The sequence below is a fragment of the Gordonia soli NBRC 108243 genome (assembly GCF_000334455.1).
In the GTDB taxonomy this organism is placed as follows: Bacteria; Actinomycetota; Actinomycetes; order Mycobacteriales; family Mycobacteriaceae; genus Gordonia; species Gordonia soli.
On the sequence record NZ_BANX01000008.1, the window covers coordinates 150,887 to 169,751 of the forward strand.

The window sequence follows — 18,865 nt, forward strand, 5'->3', positions numbered from 1 at the left end:
CCGGCTATCCGACCACCGCGGACGACTGCCGGGCGATCGCCAATTCCTCGTTGGTCGGCACCACCAGCACCGCCACCTCGGTGTCGTCGGGCGAGATGCGCCGAGCTTCCCTGGAGCGCACCGCGTTCCGATCCGGGTCCACCACGATCCCGTAGTGCTCCAGCCCGGCCAGCGCGTCCGCCCGCACCGACGCCGCGTTCTCGCCGACCCCAGCGGTGAAGGCGATCGCATCGACCCGGCCGAGCTCGACCAGGTACGCGCCGACGTATCGCCGCAACCGGTGGATGTAGACGTCGTATGCGCGGCGAGCGTCGGCGTCGCCGGCCTCGATCTGCTCGGTGATGGTGCGGAAGTCGTTCTCCCCGCACAGACCTCGCAACCCCGACTGCTTGTTCAGCAGTGTGTCGATCTCATCGACACTCAGCCCGGCCGCCCGATGCAGGTGCAGCACCAGCCCGGGATCGATGTCGCCGCTACGGGTGCCCATCACCAGTCCCTCGAGCGGGGTCATGCCCATCGACGTGTCGATCGGTGCGCCGCCCGCGATCGCCGACGCCGACGCGCCGTTACCGAGGTGCAGCACGATCTGGTTGATCTCGCCGATCGGGCAATCCAGGAACCGCGCCACCTGGCCAGACACATAGTCGTGACTGGTTCCGTGGAATCCGTACCGTCGCAACGCGTGCTCCTCGGCGACCGCACGATCGATCGCGTAGGTGGCCGCGGCATCGGGTAGGCCGTGGAAGAAGGCGGTGTCGAAGACCGCGACCGACGGCACGTCCGGGAGCAGTTCGCGCGCCGCGGAGATACCGACCAGGTTCGCCGGATTGTGTAGCGGCGCAAGCGGTGAGATGCGCTCGATCTCGGCGATCACCTCGGGGGTGATCACGGTCGGCTCGTAGAAGCTGCGGCCACCGTGGACCACACGGTGCCCGACCGCGGCCAGGCCGGCGTCCGCGAGTTCGGTGCCGTGCGCGCGGAAGAACTCGAGCGCCCGCTCGATGGCCGCGCGGTGATCGGGCAACGACACCTCGTCGGTCTCGGTGCGACCGTCCTGCTCATGCGTGATCGACGACGCGCGGTCACCGATGCGCTCGGCGATCCCATCGGCCACCACCTCGCCGGAATCCGGATGCACGAGCTGATATTTCAGCGACGACGAGCCGGCGTTCAGCACCAGGACGGCTCCCTGCGCACTCACTACTTCTCCCCTGCCTTCTCGGTTGTCGCCGCCGCGCCGGCCGCGTTCTGCGCCTGGATCGCGGTGATCGCCACCGTGTTCACGATGTCGGACACCAGAGCGCCTCGACTCAGATCGTTGATCGGCTTGTTGAGCCCCTGCAGCACCGGGCCGATCGCTATCGCTCCCGCGCTGCGCTGTACCGCCTTGTAGGTGTTGTTGCCGGTGTTGAGGTCCGGGAAGATCAGCACGGTCGCACGTCCCGCGACCTGCGAGTCGGGCATCTTGGTCTCGGCGACCGACGGCTCCACCGCGGCGTCGTACTGGATCGGCCCCTCCACCATCACCTCCGGCGCCCGCTCGCGTACGAGTTCGGTTGCGGTGCGGACCTTGTCGACATCCGCGCCGCTGCCCGACGATCCAGTCGAGTACGAGAGCAGTGCCACCCGGGGGTCGATGTCGAACTGGGCGGCCGTCTCCGACGACGAGATGGCGATGTCGGCGAGTTGCTCGGCCGTCGGATCGGGCACGATCGCGCAGTCACCGTAGGCGAGCACCTTGTCGGCGAGACACATGAAGAAGACGCTCGACACCGTCGACACCCCGGGGCTCGTCTTGATGATCTCGAACGCCGGGCGGATGGTGTGCGCGGTGGTGTGGGCCGCGCCGGAGACCATCCCGTCGGCCCGGCCGGTGTGCACCATCATCGTGCCGAAGTACGAGACGTCACGCATGACCTCCTGTGCGCGTTCACGACTCACACCCTTGTGCTTGCGTAGCTCGGCGTACTCATCGGCGAACTCGTCGAGCAGATCGGACGTCGCCGGATCGACCAGATCGGCACCTGTGAGATCGATACCGAGCTCCTCGGCCCGCTGGCCGACCGCCGACGGATCACCCAGGATGGTGAGCGTCACCACCCCGCGCCGCAGCAAGCGTCCGGCGGCGCGCAGGATGCGGTCGTCGGATCCCTCGGGCAGCACGATGTGCTTGCGATCGGCCCGCGCCCGGGCAACCAGCCCGTACTCGAACATCTGTGGTGTGACCACGTCGGGCACATGGAGTTTCAGGTCGTCCAGCAGGGTGGCCAGATCGACGTGCTCCTCCATCAACGACAGGGCGGCGTCGATCTTTCGGGTGGACCCCACCCCGACCCGGCCGCGCGTGTGCGCCGCGGTACGAGCGGTCTCGTAGGTTCCCTGCGGGCAGGTGATGATCGGCAGGGTCGGACGGAGCCCTTCCACCAGCGCCTCGATCATCGGATGTGGGCGCAGGCCGCCGTTGAGGATGAGCCCCGACAGGCGCGGGAAGCCCTGTGCGGTGTTCGCGTTCACCAGCGCGAGCAGCACGTCGGAGCGGTCGGCGGGCGTGATGACCACGGTCCCGTCGGTGAGTCGCTCGAGGATGTGCTCGACGGTCATGCCGCCGACCATCACCTTCAACGCCTCGCGGTCGAGCAGTTCCGGGTCACCGCTGTAGAGCTGCGCCCCGAGTGAGTTCTTCAGCTCGCCGATAGTCGGCGCCTCCAGCACCGGCTCCTCGGGCAGGGTCCAGCTGGGGACGCCGGTCTTCGCCAGCTCGGCACCGATGGCCTTCAGCTGTTCGGGGTCGCATCGGTTGGCGACCAGGGCGACGGTCGACGCATGGGCGGCCGAGATCTCGCCGAGCATCAGGTCGGCGAGACCGCGGATCTCGGCGGGCGAACGGTCCACGGCCTTGAGCGCCAAGATGATCGGCGCCGACAGGTTCGCTGCGATCCGTGCGTTGTAACTGAGCTCCGACGGATTGCCGACGTCGGTGTAGTCGGAGCCGATGACCAGGACCGTGTCGCAGCGGTCGGCGACCGCGTGGAACCGAGCGACGATCTCGCCGATCGCACCGTCGGGGTCGGCGTGCACCTGCTCGTAGGTGACGCCCATGCAGTCCTCGTAGGGGATGTCGACCGAGTCGTGCTCGATCAGCAGGTCGAGGATGTAGTCCCGTTCACCTGCCGCCGCCCGCGAGATCGGCCGGAAGACCCCGACCCGGCCACCGGTCGCCGACAACAACGCCAGCATCCCGAGTGCGACCGTCGATTTCCCGGTGTCCCCCTCGCCGGAGGCGAGATAGATACTGCCCGCCGCCGTCGCCTCATCTGCACCCATGGGTTCACCCTATGATGCGACGGCCTCCGGTGGCAGTGACGCTCGTCAGACCAGCACGCCGGGGTTGCATACCCCATGTGGATCCAGCGTGCTCTTGACCGCTCGCAGGACCTCGAGGGCCAGCTCGCCGATCTCCGCGTGGTAGACCGCGCGATGATCGCGACCGACGGCGTGATGATGCGTGATGCTCGCGCCCGATGCCCGGATCGCCTCGTTGGCGGCCTGTTTGGCGGCCGTCCACTGCGCGACCGGGTCCTCGGTCTGCGGTGCGACGACGGTGAAGTAGAGCGATGCGCCTGCCGCATAAACGTGGCTCACATGGCAGAGCACCAGCGGTGGAGTGCCCTGCGCGGTCAGGGCGTCGGTGAGCGCGCCGGTCACGGCGGCCTTGAGCTGCTCGATCCGCGACCAGTACGTCACGGTCTCCAGCGTCTCGACGAGTACGCCCGCGTCCAGCAGCGGGTCCCGGAGGTACGGCGCACGGAATCGACCTGCGCGCCACGCCTCCCCGGCGTCGAGATCGGGCCCACTGCCACCGGCAGCGGTCAACGCCTGGGCGACCGCGTCGTGACGGCGCCCGACCTCGGCCTCGTCGGCGCCCTCCACCCCGACCACCATCAGACAGCCGGGCGACTCGGCGCCGAGCTGATCCGGATCGGCGAGGTTCAGTGCGGTCTCCAGCTCGTCGGAGAGCCGCACCACGGTGGGGCGCGGACCGTCCTGGGCCAGCGCGCGGATCGCGTCCAGGCCGCTCGCGAAGTCGGGGAACCGCCATCCGTCGAACAGTCGGCGGCGCGGCAGCGGCGATATCCGTACGGTGACGGCGGTGATGATGCCGAGAACACCTTCCGAACCCAGGATCAGCTGTCGTAGATCGGGTCCCGCCGCCGACCGTGGGGCGGTGCCGAGTTCGATGGTGCCCTTGGGCGTCGCGAGGACCAGCCCCTCGACCATCTCGTCGAATCGTCCGTACCCTGCCGACGACTGACCTGCCGAGCGGGTGGCGGCGTATCCGCCGATCCCGGCGCCCTCGTACGACTGTGGGAAGTGACCGATCGTGAACCCGCGCTCAGCCAGCAACTCCTCGGCGCGGACTCCGCGCAGGCCGGCCTGCAGCGTGGCCACGCGGGAGACCTCGTCGACGGACTCGACCCGGTCGAGTCGTCGGACGTCGACCGTGATGACACCGGTCACCTGCCGGCGGTCGGGGGTGAGGCCTCCCACCACCGATGTGCCGCCGGTGAACGGGACGACCGCGACCCGGTGCTCGGCGCAGATCCGCAGGACCCGGACCACCTCGTCGTGGTCACCCGGGTAGACGACCAGATCGGGTGCGTCGGCCCCGTCGCCGGCGCGCAACCGCAGCAGATCCGGCGTCGAGTAGCCGCGGGTGTGCTGGACGCGGTCGCGGTGCGAGTCATCGACGTGCTCGGCACCGACGATGTCGGCCACCGCGCGCCGCATCTCGTCCGACACGGTCGGCGTCGGGACGGACACCTCGTCGGGTGTCACGCCGCTGCCGGGACCGCCCGCTTCCGGGGCGAGCGCGCGGGCAGCATCGGGCAGCTCGGCAGCGTGAGACGGATCGCCCCAGCGCGGCCGGACCATCTCCACCTGCGGCAATGCGGTCTCGCCCACCGGTCCCGAGGTCGGGACGGAAGCCGTCCCGGCGGCCGGGGCGCCTGTCGGTTCGAGCGGCTCGGTCGTCGGATTGGATGCCACGGTGCGGGTCACTCCTCGGTGGTCGATGTGCCGGGCGGCCGCAGAGGCCGCTGATACACTGTGACATCTGATGTCGCAGCGTCGCAATGCCCCCGAGGTCACCGAGACCAGCTCGCCGCCGCCCCCGGTCCCGGCGCGGTCGGCCGAGCCGAGTGCGTATGCGCCTCCGGCCGTCGGGCAGGCGGCCACCCGAGGACCGGTCCCGGCGAACGCGATCGACGACGCCGCCATCCTCGACGCGGTGTACGAGCTGCTGCTGACCCTCGGTCCGCGCCGGATGACGATGGCCGACATCGCCCGCGGGGCCCAGGTCTCCCGCGCCACCCTCTACCGTCGCTGGCGCAACGTCGGCGAGGCGATCGCGACCGTCCTCACGCGCGAATGGGACCGACTCGCGGCGGACGCCGAGTTCGGCCGGATGGCGTCCGACGCACTCGCCGGCGACGAGCCGGGAGACGACGCGCGGACCCGCATCGTCGACGCCGTGGTGGCGATCGCGCGGACCAGCCGCACGCACCCGCTGGTCCGCACCATCGTCGATCAGGATCCCGAGTTCCTCCTGCCCTACCTGCTCCGACGTCGGGGCCGGACCGTCGATCACCAACTCGCCGCGATCGAGGAGGGCCTGCGCATCGGCATCGCCGACGGCTCGGTCCGCGACGCCGACGTGGCCGCGCTGGCACGCACCGTGGTTCTGTCCGCCTGGTCGTCGGTGCTCACCGGTCCGGTCCTCACCGACGACCTCGCATCGCTCGACGACGAGCTCCGCCATCTCCTCGATCAGCATCTGCGCCCGAACCCCCGATGACCTGGTCATCGGCGATCGGGAGGCCGCTAGGATCGAACGAGCGTGAAGTAGAGTCGCCCTCCTCCTTCACATGCTCGGAGGGCGCGTAGGAGAAAGACGGTATGCCACCGTGGTCGATAACGTTCATCAGGCGATCGCCGACCTCGTCCGGACGATGCATGCGGTACCGGAATCACCCGAGAACGAGTCCGCCGTACTCGCCTCCATCACCGAGGGTGCGGTGAACTTCGTACCCGGCGCGCAGTACGCGGGCGTCCTGCTGGTCGACAAGAAGAAGAACTTCGAGACGCTCGCCCCCACCCATCCGGTGGTGGTCGAAGCAGACCAGATCCAGAAGGACACCGACGAGGGGCCGTGCCTGGAAGCGGCGTGGGAACACTCGATGATCCTGGTCAGCGACATGGAACACGATCTCCGCTTCCCGGCGTTCTCCGCGCGGACGATCGCCGAGACGACGCTGCGGTCGGGACTCTCGTTCCAACTCTTCACCCATCAGGGCACGATGGGCGCGCTCAACATCTTCGCCGACGAGCCGAATGTCTTCGACGAGAACTCGGAGGAGATCGGCCTGCTCTTCGCAACCCACGCCGCCCTCGCACTCCGCGCCGCCCGACAGCAGCAGAACTTCCGCAGCGCACTGGCCAGCCGCGACATCATCGGTCAGGCCAAGGGCATGATCATGGAGCGATTCTCCATCGACTCAGTCGCCGCATTCGAACTCCTTCGCCGACTCTCCCAGGAGTCGAACACCCCACTGGTCTCGGTCGCCGCCAACCTGGTCGATGCCGAGGTCCCCACGCCCGAACACTCCTGACGGAGTCGCCCGTCGGTCACCGCACGGTGGACACCCCGCGCGATCAGCGCACGATGGCGCGCACGACCAGGTCGGCAATCTCGTCGTCGCCGAGGGCGCCATCGGGGATCAACATGAACGAGTAGATCGTCCGGATCAGGAACTCCGCTGCTGCAGCGGGATTCGGGTAGAGCTGCTCGCCGATCTGCGGTTCGAGGTCCGGCAGCGTCTCGGTCACGATCTGCTGGATCAGCGTCGGCCCCGACGCCCCCTTGGTGGTGACGAGCGCACGGACGATCTCCTCGGGCTCGTTGCGGAGCATGTACTGCAGCGCCTCGTGCTCGCGGATGTAGGGCAGCACGTGGCGGACCTGGGCCCGGATCTTGCCTGCGGCGTCCGGCTCGCTCTCCGACCATTCCCGCAGGCGTACGCGAAGCGCGGCGACCTCTCGCTCGACGATCGCGGCCACCAGGGCCTCCCGGCCGCCGAACATCCGGTAGGCGGTCGCGCGGGCGACACCCGCCTGTCGCGCGACGGCGGTGAGGCTCAATGCTTTGGCGCCGAATCGCGAGACCGCCGCGACCCCGACGTCGACCATCCGATCGCGATCCATCAGCACACGCTAGCCGACTGCCGCCGAACGCTCGCAGGGAACAGTCCCCGGGCGATCAGGCCGCGGGCGTCGTCGTGGTGGTGATGGTCGACGGGCGCTCCGACGTCGTCTCGCGATCAGACGTCGAAGGGGTGCCTGGTCGGGTGCGGGTCGGCAGTGACGGCTTGGTCGTCGGCACCGCGGTGCGCGTCACGCTCGGCGACTGTCGCTGGCGCGGCGCGGGTTCCACGCGACGCAACGACGGACGCGAGGTCCGCTCCGGCCGATCGACGCGCACGGTGAAGGACGCACGGCGCGAGACCTCGCGGCCGACACCGACGTCGCTCTGGCAGTCGACGATCAGCGTCTGCGAACCCGGCCGCAGATTGCCGACCCGAAGGGTGCCGCGCTCGTCCGGCTTCAGGAAGGCCCGCGCGCTGGGCGCGGAATTGCCTGCCTGGAACAGCGAACAGGTCACCGGGATGAAGAAGCGGCCGTTGTTGCGGACGAGCACCCGCACCGACCGATCCGACTGCTGGTACGAGCAGTCGGGTACCGGCCCCGACCCCTCGAACTTGCCGCACGAGCCGGATGCGACCGGGGTGGGCGCGGCCTGGCTCGGCGTCTGCCCGACGACCGCGATCGTCGCCGCCCCCGCGATCGTCACGACAGCTGCCGCCGCCGCTGCCAGAATGCTCCTGCGCATCGCTTCACCTCGCGAGATCCACCGGTCCGTGTCGGGACAAGGGTAGCCCGGTGCGCGGACGAGCACACCCCCTCGACGTCTCCCATCTACGCAGGTGAGGGCTCGTCACCGAACGGGATGCGCCTCGCCGGTCCCGGCATCGACGACCGGCTCGGCACGGGTCGGCCCGGCACCACCGGCTCCCGATGCCGACGTCTGGCCCGTGTCGCCACGACGCGGTCGGCGGATCAGCCCGCGCGTCACCGCGACCCCGAAGAGGCAGAGCACTCCACCGGCGATGCGGATCGGTGTCGGGATCTCACCGAGGACGAGCCACGACATCACGATGACGATGGCCGGGACGATCAGCGAGGTGGCGGCCAGTGTCCCGGCGTCGGTGCGCGCCAAGGCATACGCCCAGGTGGTGAAAGCGATGGCGGTCGGCCCGATGCCCAGGTAGGCGACCGCGGCGATCTGCCCGGCACTCGCTGTGGCGAGTTCGTGCACCGCGGTCGGCGCGAACGGCAGGGTCACCACGAACCCGGCGGATGCGCCGAGCCAGGTCGCGGTCACGGCGTCGACGGTGCGCAGGGCGACCTTCTGCAGCAGGACCCCGAGCGCGTAGAGGAATGCCGCGACGAGGCCGAGCACGATGCCGAGCCAGTCGGCGCTGAGGTCGCCGCCACCGAGTGAGATGACCACGACGCCTGCGAAGGCCAGGCTGATGCCGATCAGCAACGACCGCGAGAATCCCTCACCGAGGAAGAGTCCGGCGAACACCGCGACGAGCACCGGCGCGAAGTTCACCAGGAGCGAGGCCGTGCCCGCGTCGAGGTGCTGCTCGGCCCAGTTGAGGATCACCGTGTAGCCGCCGAACCACGCCGCGCCGTACAGGAGGACCAGCAGGAGGGCCCGTCCGCGCGGGAGCCGTGCGGTTCCGCGAGATCCCCCGGCCTGCGCCTGCCCACCACGTTCGTCCCGACCACGCTTGTCGTGACGTCGGGCCGAGACCATTGCGATGATGGCGAGCGCGATGATGGCGAAGAACAGCCTGATGAACGCCATCGACCCCGGCGAAAAGGTGTCGCCGACATCGCGGATGACGACGAACGAGGTCGCCCACAGGACGACGGTGGCACCGGCGGCGAGCATCGCGAGGTCGGGGGTGCGGCTTCTCATGGGAGCCAGCATCACCTGGCGCAGATGTTAAGCACAAGCGACTATTTCTTGATGACACTTCAGTGTCGCTGTACATTCATCCCATGATCGATCCGCATCGTCTCCGTGTTCTGCGTTCGGTGGTCGCCGAGGGTTCGATCACCAAGGCGGCCACCGCACTGGGCTATACGTCGTCAGCCGTGAGTCAGCACCTTTCCGCGCTGGCACGGGAGACGGGACTCGTGCTGCTCGAGCGCGACGGCCGCGGGATCGCGCCGACCGAGGCGGGCCGCCTGGTCGCTGCGGAGGCGGCGCCGGTCTTCGACCACCTCGCGCGCGTCGAGTCGTTGGTCGCCGACCTCCGCGCCGGACGAGCGGGGCGTCTGAGCGTCAGCTACTTCGCGTCCGCCGGGGCCGCATGGATCCCGCCGATCGTGGCGACCATCGCGCGAGAGTTCCCGGATGTACGCATGGATCTCCGACTGATCGAGCTGATGGACGAGGCGCATCGAGCGCCCGACGTCGAGATCTATGTCGAAGGCGATCCGAGCGGAGGCGTCGACGGCTACGACTGTCGTCAGCTGGTCGTCGAGCCCTTCGTCGCCCTCGTGCCGAGCGGGTCGGCGTGGGCCGACCACGCCCGCGTCACGCTGCGTCAACTGTCCGCGGAGCCGTGGGTGGACAACGACATCGCGCGAGGGCCGTGCCGGCAGGCGGTGTTGGAGGCATGCGCCGCAGCAGGATTCACTCCCGACTTCGGCGTCGAGACCCAGGACTACCCGACCGCGATCCGCTTCGTCGCCGCCGGCATCGGGCTGACCGTCGTGCCACGCCTGGCGGTGACCGATCTCCCCGACGGTGTCGTCGTGGTGCCCATCGTCGACCCGACGCCGACCCGCACGATCGGCGTCCGGGTCCGTCGGCATGTACGGGACAATCCGGCGGTGCGACGCATCGTCGAGTTGCTCGACGACCACGCCCGCCTGGCCGACGACACGGCACTCGCCGGCTGAGCCGGAATGGGTAATCCTCTCGAAGGATGGCCCCCACCCCGGCCCGAGCACTCGGAGTAGTTGTCGGACCGGGGATCAGACCGACAGCTTGCGCAGCCGCGGCGCCAGATCCTTCTGGAAGTTGTCCAGGAACCGCTGCTGATCATGTCCCGGCGCATGGAAGACCAGGTGGTTGAGACCGGCGTCGGTGTAGTCCTTCACCTTCGCCACGGCCTCGTCCGGGTCGGAGGCCACGATCCACCGCTTGGTCACCTGATCGATCGGGAGTTCGTCGGCGAGACGCTCCATCTCGGTCGAGCTGTTGACGCTGTGCTTCTGCTCGGCGGTCAACGACAGCGGCGCCCAGAACCGCGTGTTCTCCTTTGCCAGTTCCGGATCCGGATCGTAGGAGATCTTGATCTCGATCATCCGGTCGATGGACTCGTAGTCACGCTCGGCCTTCTCTGCGCCCTCCTTGACCGCCGGGATCAGCTTCTCGGTGTAGAGATCCATCCCCTTGCCAGAGGTGCAGATGAACCCGTCGCCCGCACGTCCGGCGTATCGCGCGACGACCGGACCGCCGGCGGCGACGTAGACCGGCACCGGCTTCGCCGGGATGTCGTACATGTAGGCACCCTGGGTGTGGTAGTACTCGCCGTCGAAGTTGACCTCGTCACCGGTCCAGAGTTCGCGGATGAGGCGGATCGACTCGCGCAACCGCGCGAAGCGCTCCTTGAACTCCGGCCACTCTCCCTGGAAGCCGGTCGCGTACTCGTTCAGCGCCTCACCGGTCCCGACGCCGAGGAAGACGCGGTCGGGGTAGAGGACGCCCATCGTGGCGAAGGCCTGTGCGATGACGGCCGGGTTGTACCGGAAGGTCGGGGTGAGGACCGAGGTGCCCAGTTGCACCCGCTCGGTCCGCTCGCCGACCGCCGCCATCCACGCGAGCGAGAACGGTGCGTGGCCACCGTTGTGTCGCCACGGCTGGAAGTGGTCGCTGACGGTCACCGAGTCGAGTCCGTGCTCCTCGGCCGACACCGCCAGTTCCACCAGTTCCCGCGGGTCGAACTGTTCCGCCGAAGCCTTCAGACCGAGCTTGAGTTCCTGGGACACCGAGCCTCCTCATCGTGTCCGGCGGACCGGACTCTCCTCGCTGCGCGACGACCGCGCCGTCTCCTCTGTTCTACCCCGATCGCTCGCTCGGCACGAGAACGGGCGTCGCGTCGTCGGGTCACCTGCGACGGCGTCTCGGACGCTGCGATCCGTGGCGACGACGACGAGCTCGATGCCCACCTCCCGAGTGCCGCCACGACGAGGTGGTCAAAAGTTCATCGTCACGATCACGCCTACCGCGCAGGCAGCTACCAGCCGTGCCACTGATCGATGGGCGGCTGTGGGAGCGGGTGGTCGTACAGTCCCGTCACGACCGACTTCATCGATGAACGCCCATAGCGCCGCCCCGCTCGTATGGAGTTAGTGCTGCAAGGGGCGAGGACGCTCCCGTAGGTGAGCCTTTGACCGGCATCCCGAATGGCAAAGCCGGAGTGATCGCGGCGTTCCTCACCGATTCGATGTGGCTGGACAACCGCCTGTTCGATGCGCCCTGTCGAGGGTGCTAGATCGCCGCGGGGGCCACGATGTCGCTGGCGGTGAGACGGTACATGCGGCGCGGGACTCGGCTTGACGGGGAAGCGTAGCCCAGCCGAGCGTTCGGCCGGTTGTTGTTGTACTCGTTGAGAAAGCCGATCTGTGCCGCTCGGTGTTTGTGTTCCGGGAGATACTCGCGAGCTGAGGCTCGACAGCCGCACATTGCTGACCGGCTACATTGCTGACATCGAATCGCCCTGTCTGTGTGGCGGTTTAAAGGGTGGTTTGCGCTCCGCAGAGTTGCCAGGGTTCGGTGGCGGAGTTGCGTTGTAGTGAGAATCTGACGACTGGCCAAGGCATTGACTCATCCGCGCGGTCGGTGTACTCGAGGTGTCCGTAGACGACTGCGGTGTCATCGAGGATGGTGTGATATCCGAAGTCGGTCGCCGCGGTGACGGCACCTCGCCACAGATTCTGGGTGTAGCCAGGTGTGGTGTTAAGGGGGTCGAATGTGTTGTTCTCGACCAGAAGTCGTGGTTGGCCGCATGTGCTGGCCAACAGGGCGTCTCGGTTGTTGTCGTGTAGTTGTTGCACGGCCTGTTGAACAGCGGACTCAAGATCGCGTTCGGCGGTGTTGGAGTTGTCGGCGCGGACGAAGTGGGTGATCAGCAGGGTGATAACGGCTGCCACCAGGATGAGGATCGCGGCGACCAGAGCGATGGTGCGTCCCCTGCGCCGGCGGCTAGGTGGTGGTGTGGTCATCGGTGTCTTCCGATCGGTCGGTGACATCTCGAGTCAGAAACTCGAGGACGATCATGACGAGGACATATAGCAGGTAAACGGCGCCGAGGACTGCGATGAGGATCTCACCGATGGGGTAGCGGCCCTTGGATATCTCGCTGATGGACACCAGTAACGATCCAGCCCACAGCGGTAGTACGAGCAGTGCGGTCAGAAGGTAGAACGGCTCGATCCGTAGCTTGGCGGCCAGCCAGGTGATGAGTCTGGCGATAAGCAGGAACGGGTAAATTACGGCGGCGATTACCGCCGCGCCGATGTTAGCGATCACGGTGTGGACCCACTGTTGCGGGCTTGGCAGTTGTCGAAGTACCAAACGCCATCGGTTTGGACCCAGGTGCGTTGTCCGCCTGGAAAACCCGGGCCAGGTTGAGCAACGCGAACTTGCGCCGACGAGTCCGACTGCGCTGTGATCGTCACATCTACCGACGCGTGTGGATATGGTTTGTCGCCGAGCAGATCGCGCATCGAGGCGACATAGCGGGCCTGCGGGAAGCCGTCTTTGCACTTGGACGATCGGAACTGATAGGCGCTGGCGTAGTCGCCATGAAAAACCGCGCTGTACATGTCGGCGACTCGGGCCTGCAGCTGTGCCTGCTCATCGAAATCATCGGTGGTCGGACGCACGTGCCCGCAGTTACCGCCGCGCGACCGGCGCCGGAGATCCGCGCCTCACCTCGCAGAGACAGGAATCCTTCACGCGTCCACGGCGACCGATTCAGCGGCGCGACACTACTCACCCGCTCCTGGGCTTTGATCGCGCTCACGCGCCACCCATCGGCGGTTACCTGCGACGCGGTGCGATCAGCAAACGAACTCGGCTCTGCCGCAGCCAGACCCGAACTACTCAGCGCCGCCACGACCGCCCCCGAGACCGCCACGCGACGATACGCGCGGCGAGGAAACCTACACCCAGCCATCCGACACCTAACACTCGATCTTTGCGATAGTGAATCGCAAGCAGATCACCATGAGCCTTCAAAATTCGCAACGACAAATCGGCCGTTTGTGATTTACGTGACAGAAGCTTCGTTCGTTCAAACGACAACAATGGTCTTGAGCGCTAATCAACCTGGACCTAAACATCGAGACACAACGAATCATTGACTTCAAGTGAAGTTGAAGTTCTAACGTCGTCGCCATGAGCATGGAATCGGTGGCCTGGGACACCATGTACAAGTCGACGAACGCCCCGTCGCGGAAGCGTCTGCGCGGCGACCGACGATCGACGCTACGACGGATCATCCGGTTCGCCGCGCCTCACCGCACCCGACTCCTGGTGTTCGTCGGGCTCAGCGTGGTGGCGGCCGTTCTCACCGTCGTCACGCCGATCCTGGCCGGGCAGGTCGTCAACCTGATCACCGCAGGCGCCGACGCCCCGGCCACCGAGCGGTTCGGGCTGTCCACGTCGAACGCGATCGTCGTCATGGCGGTGGTGATCGCTGTCATCGCCCTCGCCGAGGCGGGCGTCGGGCTCGTGGTGCGCTGGCTGTCGGCAAACATCGGCGAAGGACTGATCTACGATCTCCGCCGAGCGGTCTTCGACCACGTGCAGAAGATGCCGGTCGCCTTCTTCACCCGCACCCGGACGGGTGCGTTGGTGAGTCGGCTCAACAACGACGTCATCGGAGCGCAGCGCGCCTTCAGCGACACCTTGTCGGGCGTGGTCTCCAATGCGGTCACACTGGCCCTGACGTTGACGGTGATGCTGGTGATCAGCTGGCAGATCACCCTGCTCGCGCTCGTCCTGCTCCCGGTCTTCGTCATCCCGGCACGTCGGATGGGTGCCCGGATGGCGAACCTGTCCCGGCAGGCCGCCGAGTACAACGCGATGATGTCGACGCAGATGACCGAGCGGTTCTCCGCCCCGGGCGCCACACTCGTCAAGCTGTTCGGCCGTCCCGATCGCGAGTCGACCGAGTTCGCCGACCGTGCCGACCGCGTCCGTTCCATCGGCGTCGACCGCGCGATGGTCCAGGCGATCTTCTACACCGCACTGATGTTGGTGTCGGCGTTGGCGCTGGCGCTGGTCTACGGGGTCGGCGGGGTCCTCGCGGTCGGACAGCATCTCGACGCCGGTGCGGTGGTGTCGCTGGCGTTGTTGCTGACCCGGATGTACGCCCCGTTGACGGCTCTGGCCAACGCGCGCGTCGAGATCATGAGTGCGCTGGTGAGTTTCGAGCGCGTCTTCGAGGTGCTCGACCTCGAGCCGCTCATCTCGGATCGACCCGACGCCGGCGAACTCTCGCCCGGACCGGTGTCGGTGCGCTTCGAGAACGTCGACTTCGGCTACCCGAGCGCCGACCGGGTGTCGCTGGCCTCGCTCGAGGAGGTCGCCGGCCTCGACACGCGAGGCGGACGGCAGGTCATCCACGACGTCTCCTTCGACGTCGAGCCCGGGCGGATGGTGGCACTCGTCGGCAGTTCGGGGGCGGGCAAGTCGACCATCGCGCAACTCGCGACTCGTCTCTACGATGTCGACTCGGGTGCGATCCGGTTGAACGGCACCGACATCCGCGACGTCACGGCCGAATCGCTGCATCGGGGTGTCGGCCTGGTGACCCAGGACGGTCACCTCTTCCACGACACCGTCCGCGCGAACCTGCTGCTGGCCGACCCCGATGCGAGCGACGAGGACATCGCCACCGCGCTGCGCCGGGCGCGGCTCACCGAAGTCATCGACTCGCTGCCCGATGGTCTCGACACCGTGGTCGGCGAGCGCGGCTACCGGTTGTCCGGCGGAGAGCGCCAACGGATCACGATCGCCCGACTGCTGCTCGCACATCCGTCGGTGGTGATCCTCGACGAGGCCACCGCTCACCTCGACTCCACGTCGGAGGCCGCGGTGCAGGACGCCCTGGGCGAAGCGCTGGAGGGGCGGACCGCGATCGTCATCGCACACCGGCTGTCGACGATCCGCGCCGCCGACGAGATCCTGGTGCTCGAGGACGGTCGGGTCGTCGAGCGTGGCAACCACCTGACGCTGCTGGCGCGCAACGGTCGCTACGCGCAGCTCTACCGAACCCAGTTCGCCGACGGTGACGACCAGCCGGAGGTCGGGCTGTCGGCGTGACGGCGGAAGGTCCCGGCACCCCACGAACGTCGGACTCCCGGTGCTACTCCCGGGCAGTACGAGCCTCTGTCGGTGGACGAGCAGAATATGAAGCCCCTGCGATGCCGGGCCCGGGAAAAAGTAAACCCGCCCCCAGAGGGGACGGGCGGTATGCAGATATTGTTCCTCAGACTCGATCAAGTGCGCAAATTTGCGTGCGAGACGCTTCGAAGCGAATATTGCATCCAGCGGGTCTCACCATGGTGCAGGTTTGCGGATATTGCCAACAGGATCGGGTAGCTGGGCGGCGAAAAGATCGGCCGGCTGGAGCTGGTACCACCAGTGATTTCCCACGCCGTCTGTCGGCGCTCCGCTCAAACCGCCAGCGGTGTAGTTCTTCGTCGGGTTGATCAGACCAACCGGAACCAGACCGCGGACATGGGCGATCGGGAACTTCAGGTCGCTATCGTTGCTGATCACCACCGCCGCATCGACCGCATGGCTCATCACATCGACGAGCAGGTGCGACGCCACGTTGACATCCGAACCCTTCTCCTCCCTACGGGCCACCGAGACGAAGAACTGCGCATCCGGCTCATCGCCGCCCTGACCGTTCTTGATCATCACCGGCCACCCCGGACGAGCCACCACCGGCCGGCCCTTCCTGTCCTTGGTCGCCAACGGTGCCACCGCGGTACGTGAGACGTAGTTTCCGTGCTCGATCACATTCACCGCTCCCGAGGCGGCCAGCGCCCGCAGATAGATCTCCTGCTCCTGGGCTCCGACCGCATTGTCACGACCGCTGATTCGGGCTGTGCAGTAGACCACCCGCTCCACCACCGGGACACCCCACCCCGACTGCGCCGCAATGACCGCCGCGGACAACGCACGCAGGTCCAACCACCGCCACCCCGCCGGCGTCCCGTCGCACTGGAACTTGCTGCCGTAGTAAAGGTTGAACCCATCGATGTAGACACCCACACGCATCGACCCATGATGTCCCACTCCACGCCCTCACCACACTCACGCCGGTCCTGTACCCGTGGCGGGGCACCGCGAGCACTGAGGCGACACCACTCATACCTGTCGACCGCGCTAGCGGCTGAGCCGAGAACCACCCGGTTCAGTCCGGCGAAAAGCCCTTGTACTCAAGCACGAAGTAGAACCAGACCACCACGGTGCTGATCAGTAGGGACGCGATCAGAAACCAGCGGCCGAAATGGCGAGTCCGCGCAGAGAACAGCAGCGCGACTCCCGGGAGGTTCACCGTCAACCAGCTCAGTGTCCATGGCAACCAGTAGGTTGCCGTGAGAGGTCTCGAGATCGGAGTGGCCTCGACCTCCGGGAGATCTAACACGTGGCGCAAGAGCAGCGCCAACGGCAGCGGAGCCAGAAGGCCCACCACGGCACCGACAGCCACACCAAAGACGATCCCTCGTCTGGATGCGACCGCCGGCGACTTCACCGCATGCCGGGACATCAGCCCATCGTCGCAGCCACCTACTCGCCACCACGCACGCGACACCCCAGTCCGGCAGTCAGTGATGCATGATCAGGCGGCCGCGGGACTTCCACCGCCTGGCGTGACTCTAGTGGTCGTGTCGCCTAGTGATCTTGTTCGGCAGTTGGTTTCGCGCCTGCTTGAGTAAGGTGTCTCGCTCCGCTGGGGTGAGATTTGCTGCGACTTCAGCTGAAAGGGCATCGTCAATCTGGTGCCAGGTGACGGTGGGTTCGAGGTCCAACAGCACGGTGAGTAGCTGGCCAGGAAGCGCATCGCTGGTTGCGGCTGGGGCAGCCAGACTGGAGACGCCACAGTGACGGCGTGACGGTCCCCGCACGCCACGAACGTCGGACGAACGCGGACTCCCGATGGCTACTGGCTACTCCGGGGAGTCCCCCGACACCGGTGCCGGGCGCTTGCGGATCTGCAACACCACCAGCACGACGTTGACGACGATCACCGCGATGCCGATGCCCACCCAGACCCACCGGCTGTCCTGCCACCACGAGACGATCAGCACTGTGACACAGGCGATCAGGATGACCGAGCCGAGGATCGTCAGGCCCCGCGAGAATGCCTGCGCCGCGCGGCGTGAACCGTCCAGACTCACCGGAAGGCATCCTTACCGGTGAGCGCCTTGCCGATCATCAGCTGGTGCATCTCGCTGGTGCCCTCGTAGGTCAGCACCGACTCCAGGTTGTTGGCGTGCCGGATGACCGGGTACTCCAGAGTGATCCCGTTGGCGCCCAGAATGGTTCGGCACTCGCGCGCGATGGCGATCGCCTCGCGGACGTTGTTGAGCTTGCCGAGGCTGATCTGTTCGGGACGGAGCGTGCCCGCATCTTTGCGGCGTCCCAGGTGCAGCGCCAGCAGATGAGCCTTGCCCAGCTCGACCGCCATGTCCGCCAGCTTCGCCTGGGTAAGCTGATATCCCGACAGCGACTTGTCGAAGACCTCGCGATCGTCGGCGTAGGACAACGCGGTCTCCAGGCAGTCGCGCGCGGCGCCCACCGCGCCGAAGACGATGCCGAAGCGGGCCTCGTTCAGACAACTCAGCGGTCCCTTGAGTCCCTCGACTCCGGGCAGCATCGCCGATGCCGGCAGCCGGACATCCTCCAACACCAGTTCGGCCGTCACCGACGCACGCAGCGACAGCTTCTTGGTGATCTCCGATGCACTGAAGCCCGGGGTGTTCGTCGGCACAACGAATCCGCGCACGCCGCGCGATCCCTCCTCGAGATCGGTGCGCGCCCACACCACGGCGACGTCGGCGACGCTGCCGTTGGTGATCCACATCTTGGAGCCGTTGAGCACCCAGTCGTCGCCATCCCGCTTGGCGGACGTGCGCATGCCCGCCGGATTGGAGCCGAAGTCGGGTTCGGTGAGTCCGAAGCAGCCCAGCGCCTCGCCGCGCGCCATCCGCGGCAACCACTCCTCGCGCTGCTCCTCGCTACCGAACGCACGGATCGCGAACATCGACAGCGATCCCTGCACCGACACGAAGCTCCGCAGACCGCTGTCGACAGCCTCGAGCTCCAAGCAGGCGAGGCCGTAGCTCGTCGCCGACGTCCCGGCACATCCGTAGCCGTCGAGGTGCATGCCGAACACGCCGATCTCACCGAGTTCGGCGGCGACCTCGCGGACCGGCAACTCGCCGGACTCGAACCACTCCGCCACATGCGGGCGCAGACGCTTGCGGCCCAGCTCACGGACGGTATCGGCGATGGCACGCTCGTCGTCGTCGATCAGGTCGTCGAGCCCGAACAACTCGTTCACGGACTGGGATGTGCTCACTGCGTCCTCCACGACTCCGACACTGTGTGTCTTATTTGCTCCGGTCTCGTCACCACCGA

Annotated in this window: 18 protein-coding genes and 1 pseudogene; 4 read left to right on the forward strand and 15 right to left on the reverse strand. The window is 67.2% G+C overall.

Annotation, left to right across the window (positions count from 1 at the left end; genetic code table 11):
- Positions 1 to 4: 4 nt before the first annotated feature.
- The 3 genes from GS4_RS06705 to GS4_RS06715 are packed head-to-tail and all read right to left on the reverse strand — an operon-like array spanning position 5 to position 4,932.
- On the reverse strand, positions 5 to 1,201 hold the full coding sequence (locus GS4_RS06705) for an acetate kinase (RefSeq protein ID WP_007618827.1): 1,197 nt from the start codon (positions 1,199 to 1,201) through the stop codon (positions 5 to 7).
- A complete protein-coding gene (gene pta / locus GS4_RS06710; RefSeq protein WP_007618828.1) occupies positions 1,201 to 3,324 on the reverse strand; it encodes a phosphate acetyltransferase in 2,124 nt (707 codons plus the stop codon). The genes GS4_RS06705 and pta overlap by 1 nt, the downstream gene beginning before the upstream one ends.
- 45 nt (positions 3,325 to 3,369) lie before the next feature.
- Positions 3,370 to 4,932: an FAD-binding oxidoreductase gene (locus GS4_RS06715; protein WP_040509825.1), complete on the reverse strand. Its 1,563-nt coding sequence runs from the start codon at positions 4,930 to 4,932 to the stop codon at positions 3,370 to 3,372.
- Positions 4,933 to 5,116: 184 nt separating this feature from the next.
- On the opposite strand from GS4_RS06715, the gene GS4_RS06720 reads away from it, so the two are divergent.
- Positions 5,117 to 5,854, forward strand: coding sequence for a TetR/AcrR family transcriptional regulator (locus tag GS4_RS06720; protein WP_007618830.1), 738 nt, complete (start codon positions 5,117 to 5,119; stop codon positions 5,852 to 5,854).
- Positions 5,855 to 5,963: 109 nt separating this feature from the next.
- Positions 5,964 to 6,668, forward strand: coding sequence for a GAF and ANTAR domain-containing protein (locus GS4_RS06725; RefSeq protein WP_007618831.1), 705 nt, complete (start codon positions 5,964 to 5,966; stop codon positions 6,666 to 6,668).
- A 43-nt stretch (positions 6,669 to 6,711) separates the two neighbouring features.
- Here the strand turns inward: GS4_RS06725 and GS4_RS06730 are convergent, their stop codons facing one another.
- The 3 genes from GS4_RS06730 to GS4_RS06740 all read right to left on the reverse strand — a co-directional run bounded on the left by GS4_RS06730 (position 6,712) and on the right by GS4_RS06740 (position 9,103).
- A complete protein-coding gene (locus GS4_RS06730; RefSeq protein ID WP_040509742.1) occupies positions 6,712 to 7,260 on the reverse strand; it encodes a TetR/AcrR family transcriptional regulator in 549 nt (182 codons plus the stop codon).
- A 55-nt stretch (positions 7,261 to 7,315) separates the two neighbouring features.
- Positions 7,316 to 7,945 (reverse strand): hypothetical protein, encoded by a 630-nt coding sequence (locus GS4_RS06735; RefSeq protein WP_007618834.1) that lies wholly within the window; start codon positions 7,943 to 7,945, stop codon positions 7,316 to 7,318.
- Positions 7,946 to 8,050: 105 nt separating this feature from the next.
- A complete protein-coding gene (locus tag GS4_RS06740) occupies positions 8,051 to 9,103 on the reverse strand; it encodes a DMT family transporter (RefSeq protein WP_007618836.1) in 1,053 nt (350 codons plus the stop codon).
- An 83-nt stretch (positions 9,104 to 9,186) separates the two neighbouring features.
- Between GS4_RS06740 and GS4_RS06745 the strand changes: the two genes are divergently transcribed.
- Positions 9,187 to 10,095, forward strand: a complete 909-nt coding sequence (locus GS4_RS06745; protein WP_040509744.1) for a LysR family transcriptional regulator — start codon at positions 9,187 to 9,189, stop codon at positions 10,093 to 10,095.
- A 75-nt stretch (positions 10,096 to 10,170) separates the two neighbouring features.
- On the opposite strand, the gene fgd is transcribed toward GS4_RS06745, so the two are convergent.
- The 5 genes and pseudogenes from fgd to GS4_RS26125 all read right to left on the reverse strand — a co-directional run.
- Positions 10,171 to 11,187 (reverse strand): glucose-6-phosphate dehydrogenase (coenzyme-F420), encoded by a 1,017-nt coding sequence (fgd, locus tag GS4_RS06750; protein WP_007618839.1) that lies wholly within the window; start codon positions 11,185 to 11,187, stop codon positions 10,171 to 10,173.
- Positions 11,188 to 11,934: 747 nt separating this feature from the next.
- On the reverse strand, positions 11,935 to 12,423 hold the full coding sequence (locus GS4_RS06760; protein WP_007618841.1) for a hypothetical protein: 489 nt from the start codon (positions 12,421 to 12,423) through the stop codon (positions 11,935 to 11,937).
- Positions 12,404 to 12,730, reverse strand: a complete 327-nt coding sequence (locus GS4_RS06765; protein ID WP_007618842.1) for a hypothetical protein — start codon at positions 12,728 to 12,730, stop codon at positions 12,404 to 12,406. Before GS4_RS06765 ends, GS4_RS06760 begins: the two co-directional genes overlap by 20 nt.
- Positions 12,727 to 13,086 carry a hypothetical protein gene (locus tag GS4_RS26120; protein WP_007618843.1) on the reverse strand — a complete coding sequence of 120 codons (360 nt, stop codon included), beginning with the start codon at positions 13,084 to 13,086 and terminating at the stop codon, positions 12,727 to 12,729. The genes GS4_RS06765 and GS4_RS26120 overlap by 4 nt, the downstream gene beginning before the upstream one ends.
- A 59-nt stretch (positions 13,087 to 13,145) precedes the next feature.
- A pseudogene (locus GS4_RS26125) lies at positions 13,146 to 13,379 on the reverse strand (MspA family porin); the annotation flags it as partial.
- A 221-nt stretch (positions 13,380 to 13,600) separates the two neighbouring features.
- On the opposite strand from GS4_RS26125, the gene GS4_RS06775 reads away from it, so the two are divergent.
- The gene (locus GS4_RS06775) at positions 13,601 to 15,532 is read left to right on the forward strand and encodes an ABC transporter ATP-binding protein (protein WP_007618845.1); all 1,932 of its coding nucleotides are present in this window, start codon (positions 13,601 to 13,603) and stop codon (positions 15,530 to 15,532) included.
- Positions 15,533 to 15,766: 234 nt separating this feature from the next.
- Here the strand turns inward: GS4_RS06775 and GS4_RS06780 are convergent, their stop codons facing one another.
- The 4 genes from GS4_RS06780 to GS4_RS06795 form a co-directional block, all read right to left on the reverse strand.
- Positions 15,767 to 16,411, reverse strand: coding sequence for a PIN domain-containing protein (locus GS4_RS06780; protein ID WP_369403300.1), 645 nt, complete (start codon positions 16,409 to 16,411; stop codon positions 15,767 to 15,769).
- A 223-nt stretch (positions 16,412 to 16,634) separates the two neighbouring features.
- Positions 16,635 to 16,991, reverse strand: coding sequence for a hypothetical protein (locus tag GS4_RS06785; protein WP_157226535.1), 357 nt, complete (start codon positions 16,989 to 16,991; stop codon positions 16,635 to 16,637).
- Between the two features lie 400 nt (positions 16,992 to 17,391).
- Positions 17,392 to 17,622, reverse strand: coding sequence for a hypothetical protein (locus GS4_RS06790; protein ID WP_007618851.1), 231 nt, complete (start codon positions 17,620 to 17,622; stop codon positions 17,392 to 17,394).
- A complete protein-coding gene (locus GS4_RS06795; RefSeq protein WP_007618853.1) occupies positions 17,619 to 18,806 on the reverse strand; it encodes an acyl-CoA dehydrogenase family protein in 1,188 nt (395 codons plus the stop codon). Before GS4_RS06795 ends, GS4_RS06790 begins: the two co-directional genes overlap by 4 nt.
- Between the last annotated feature and the right edge of the window lie 59 nt (positions 18,807 to 18,865).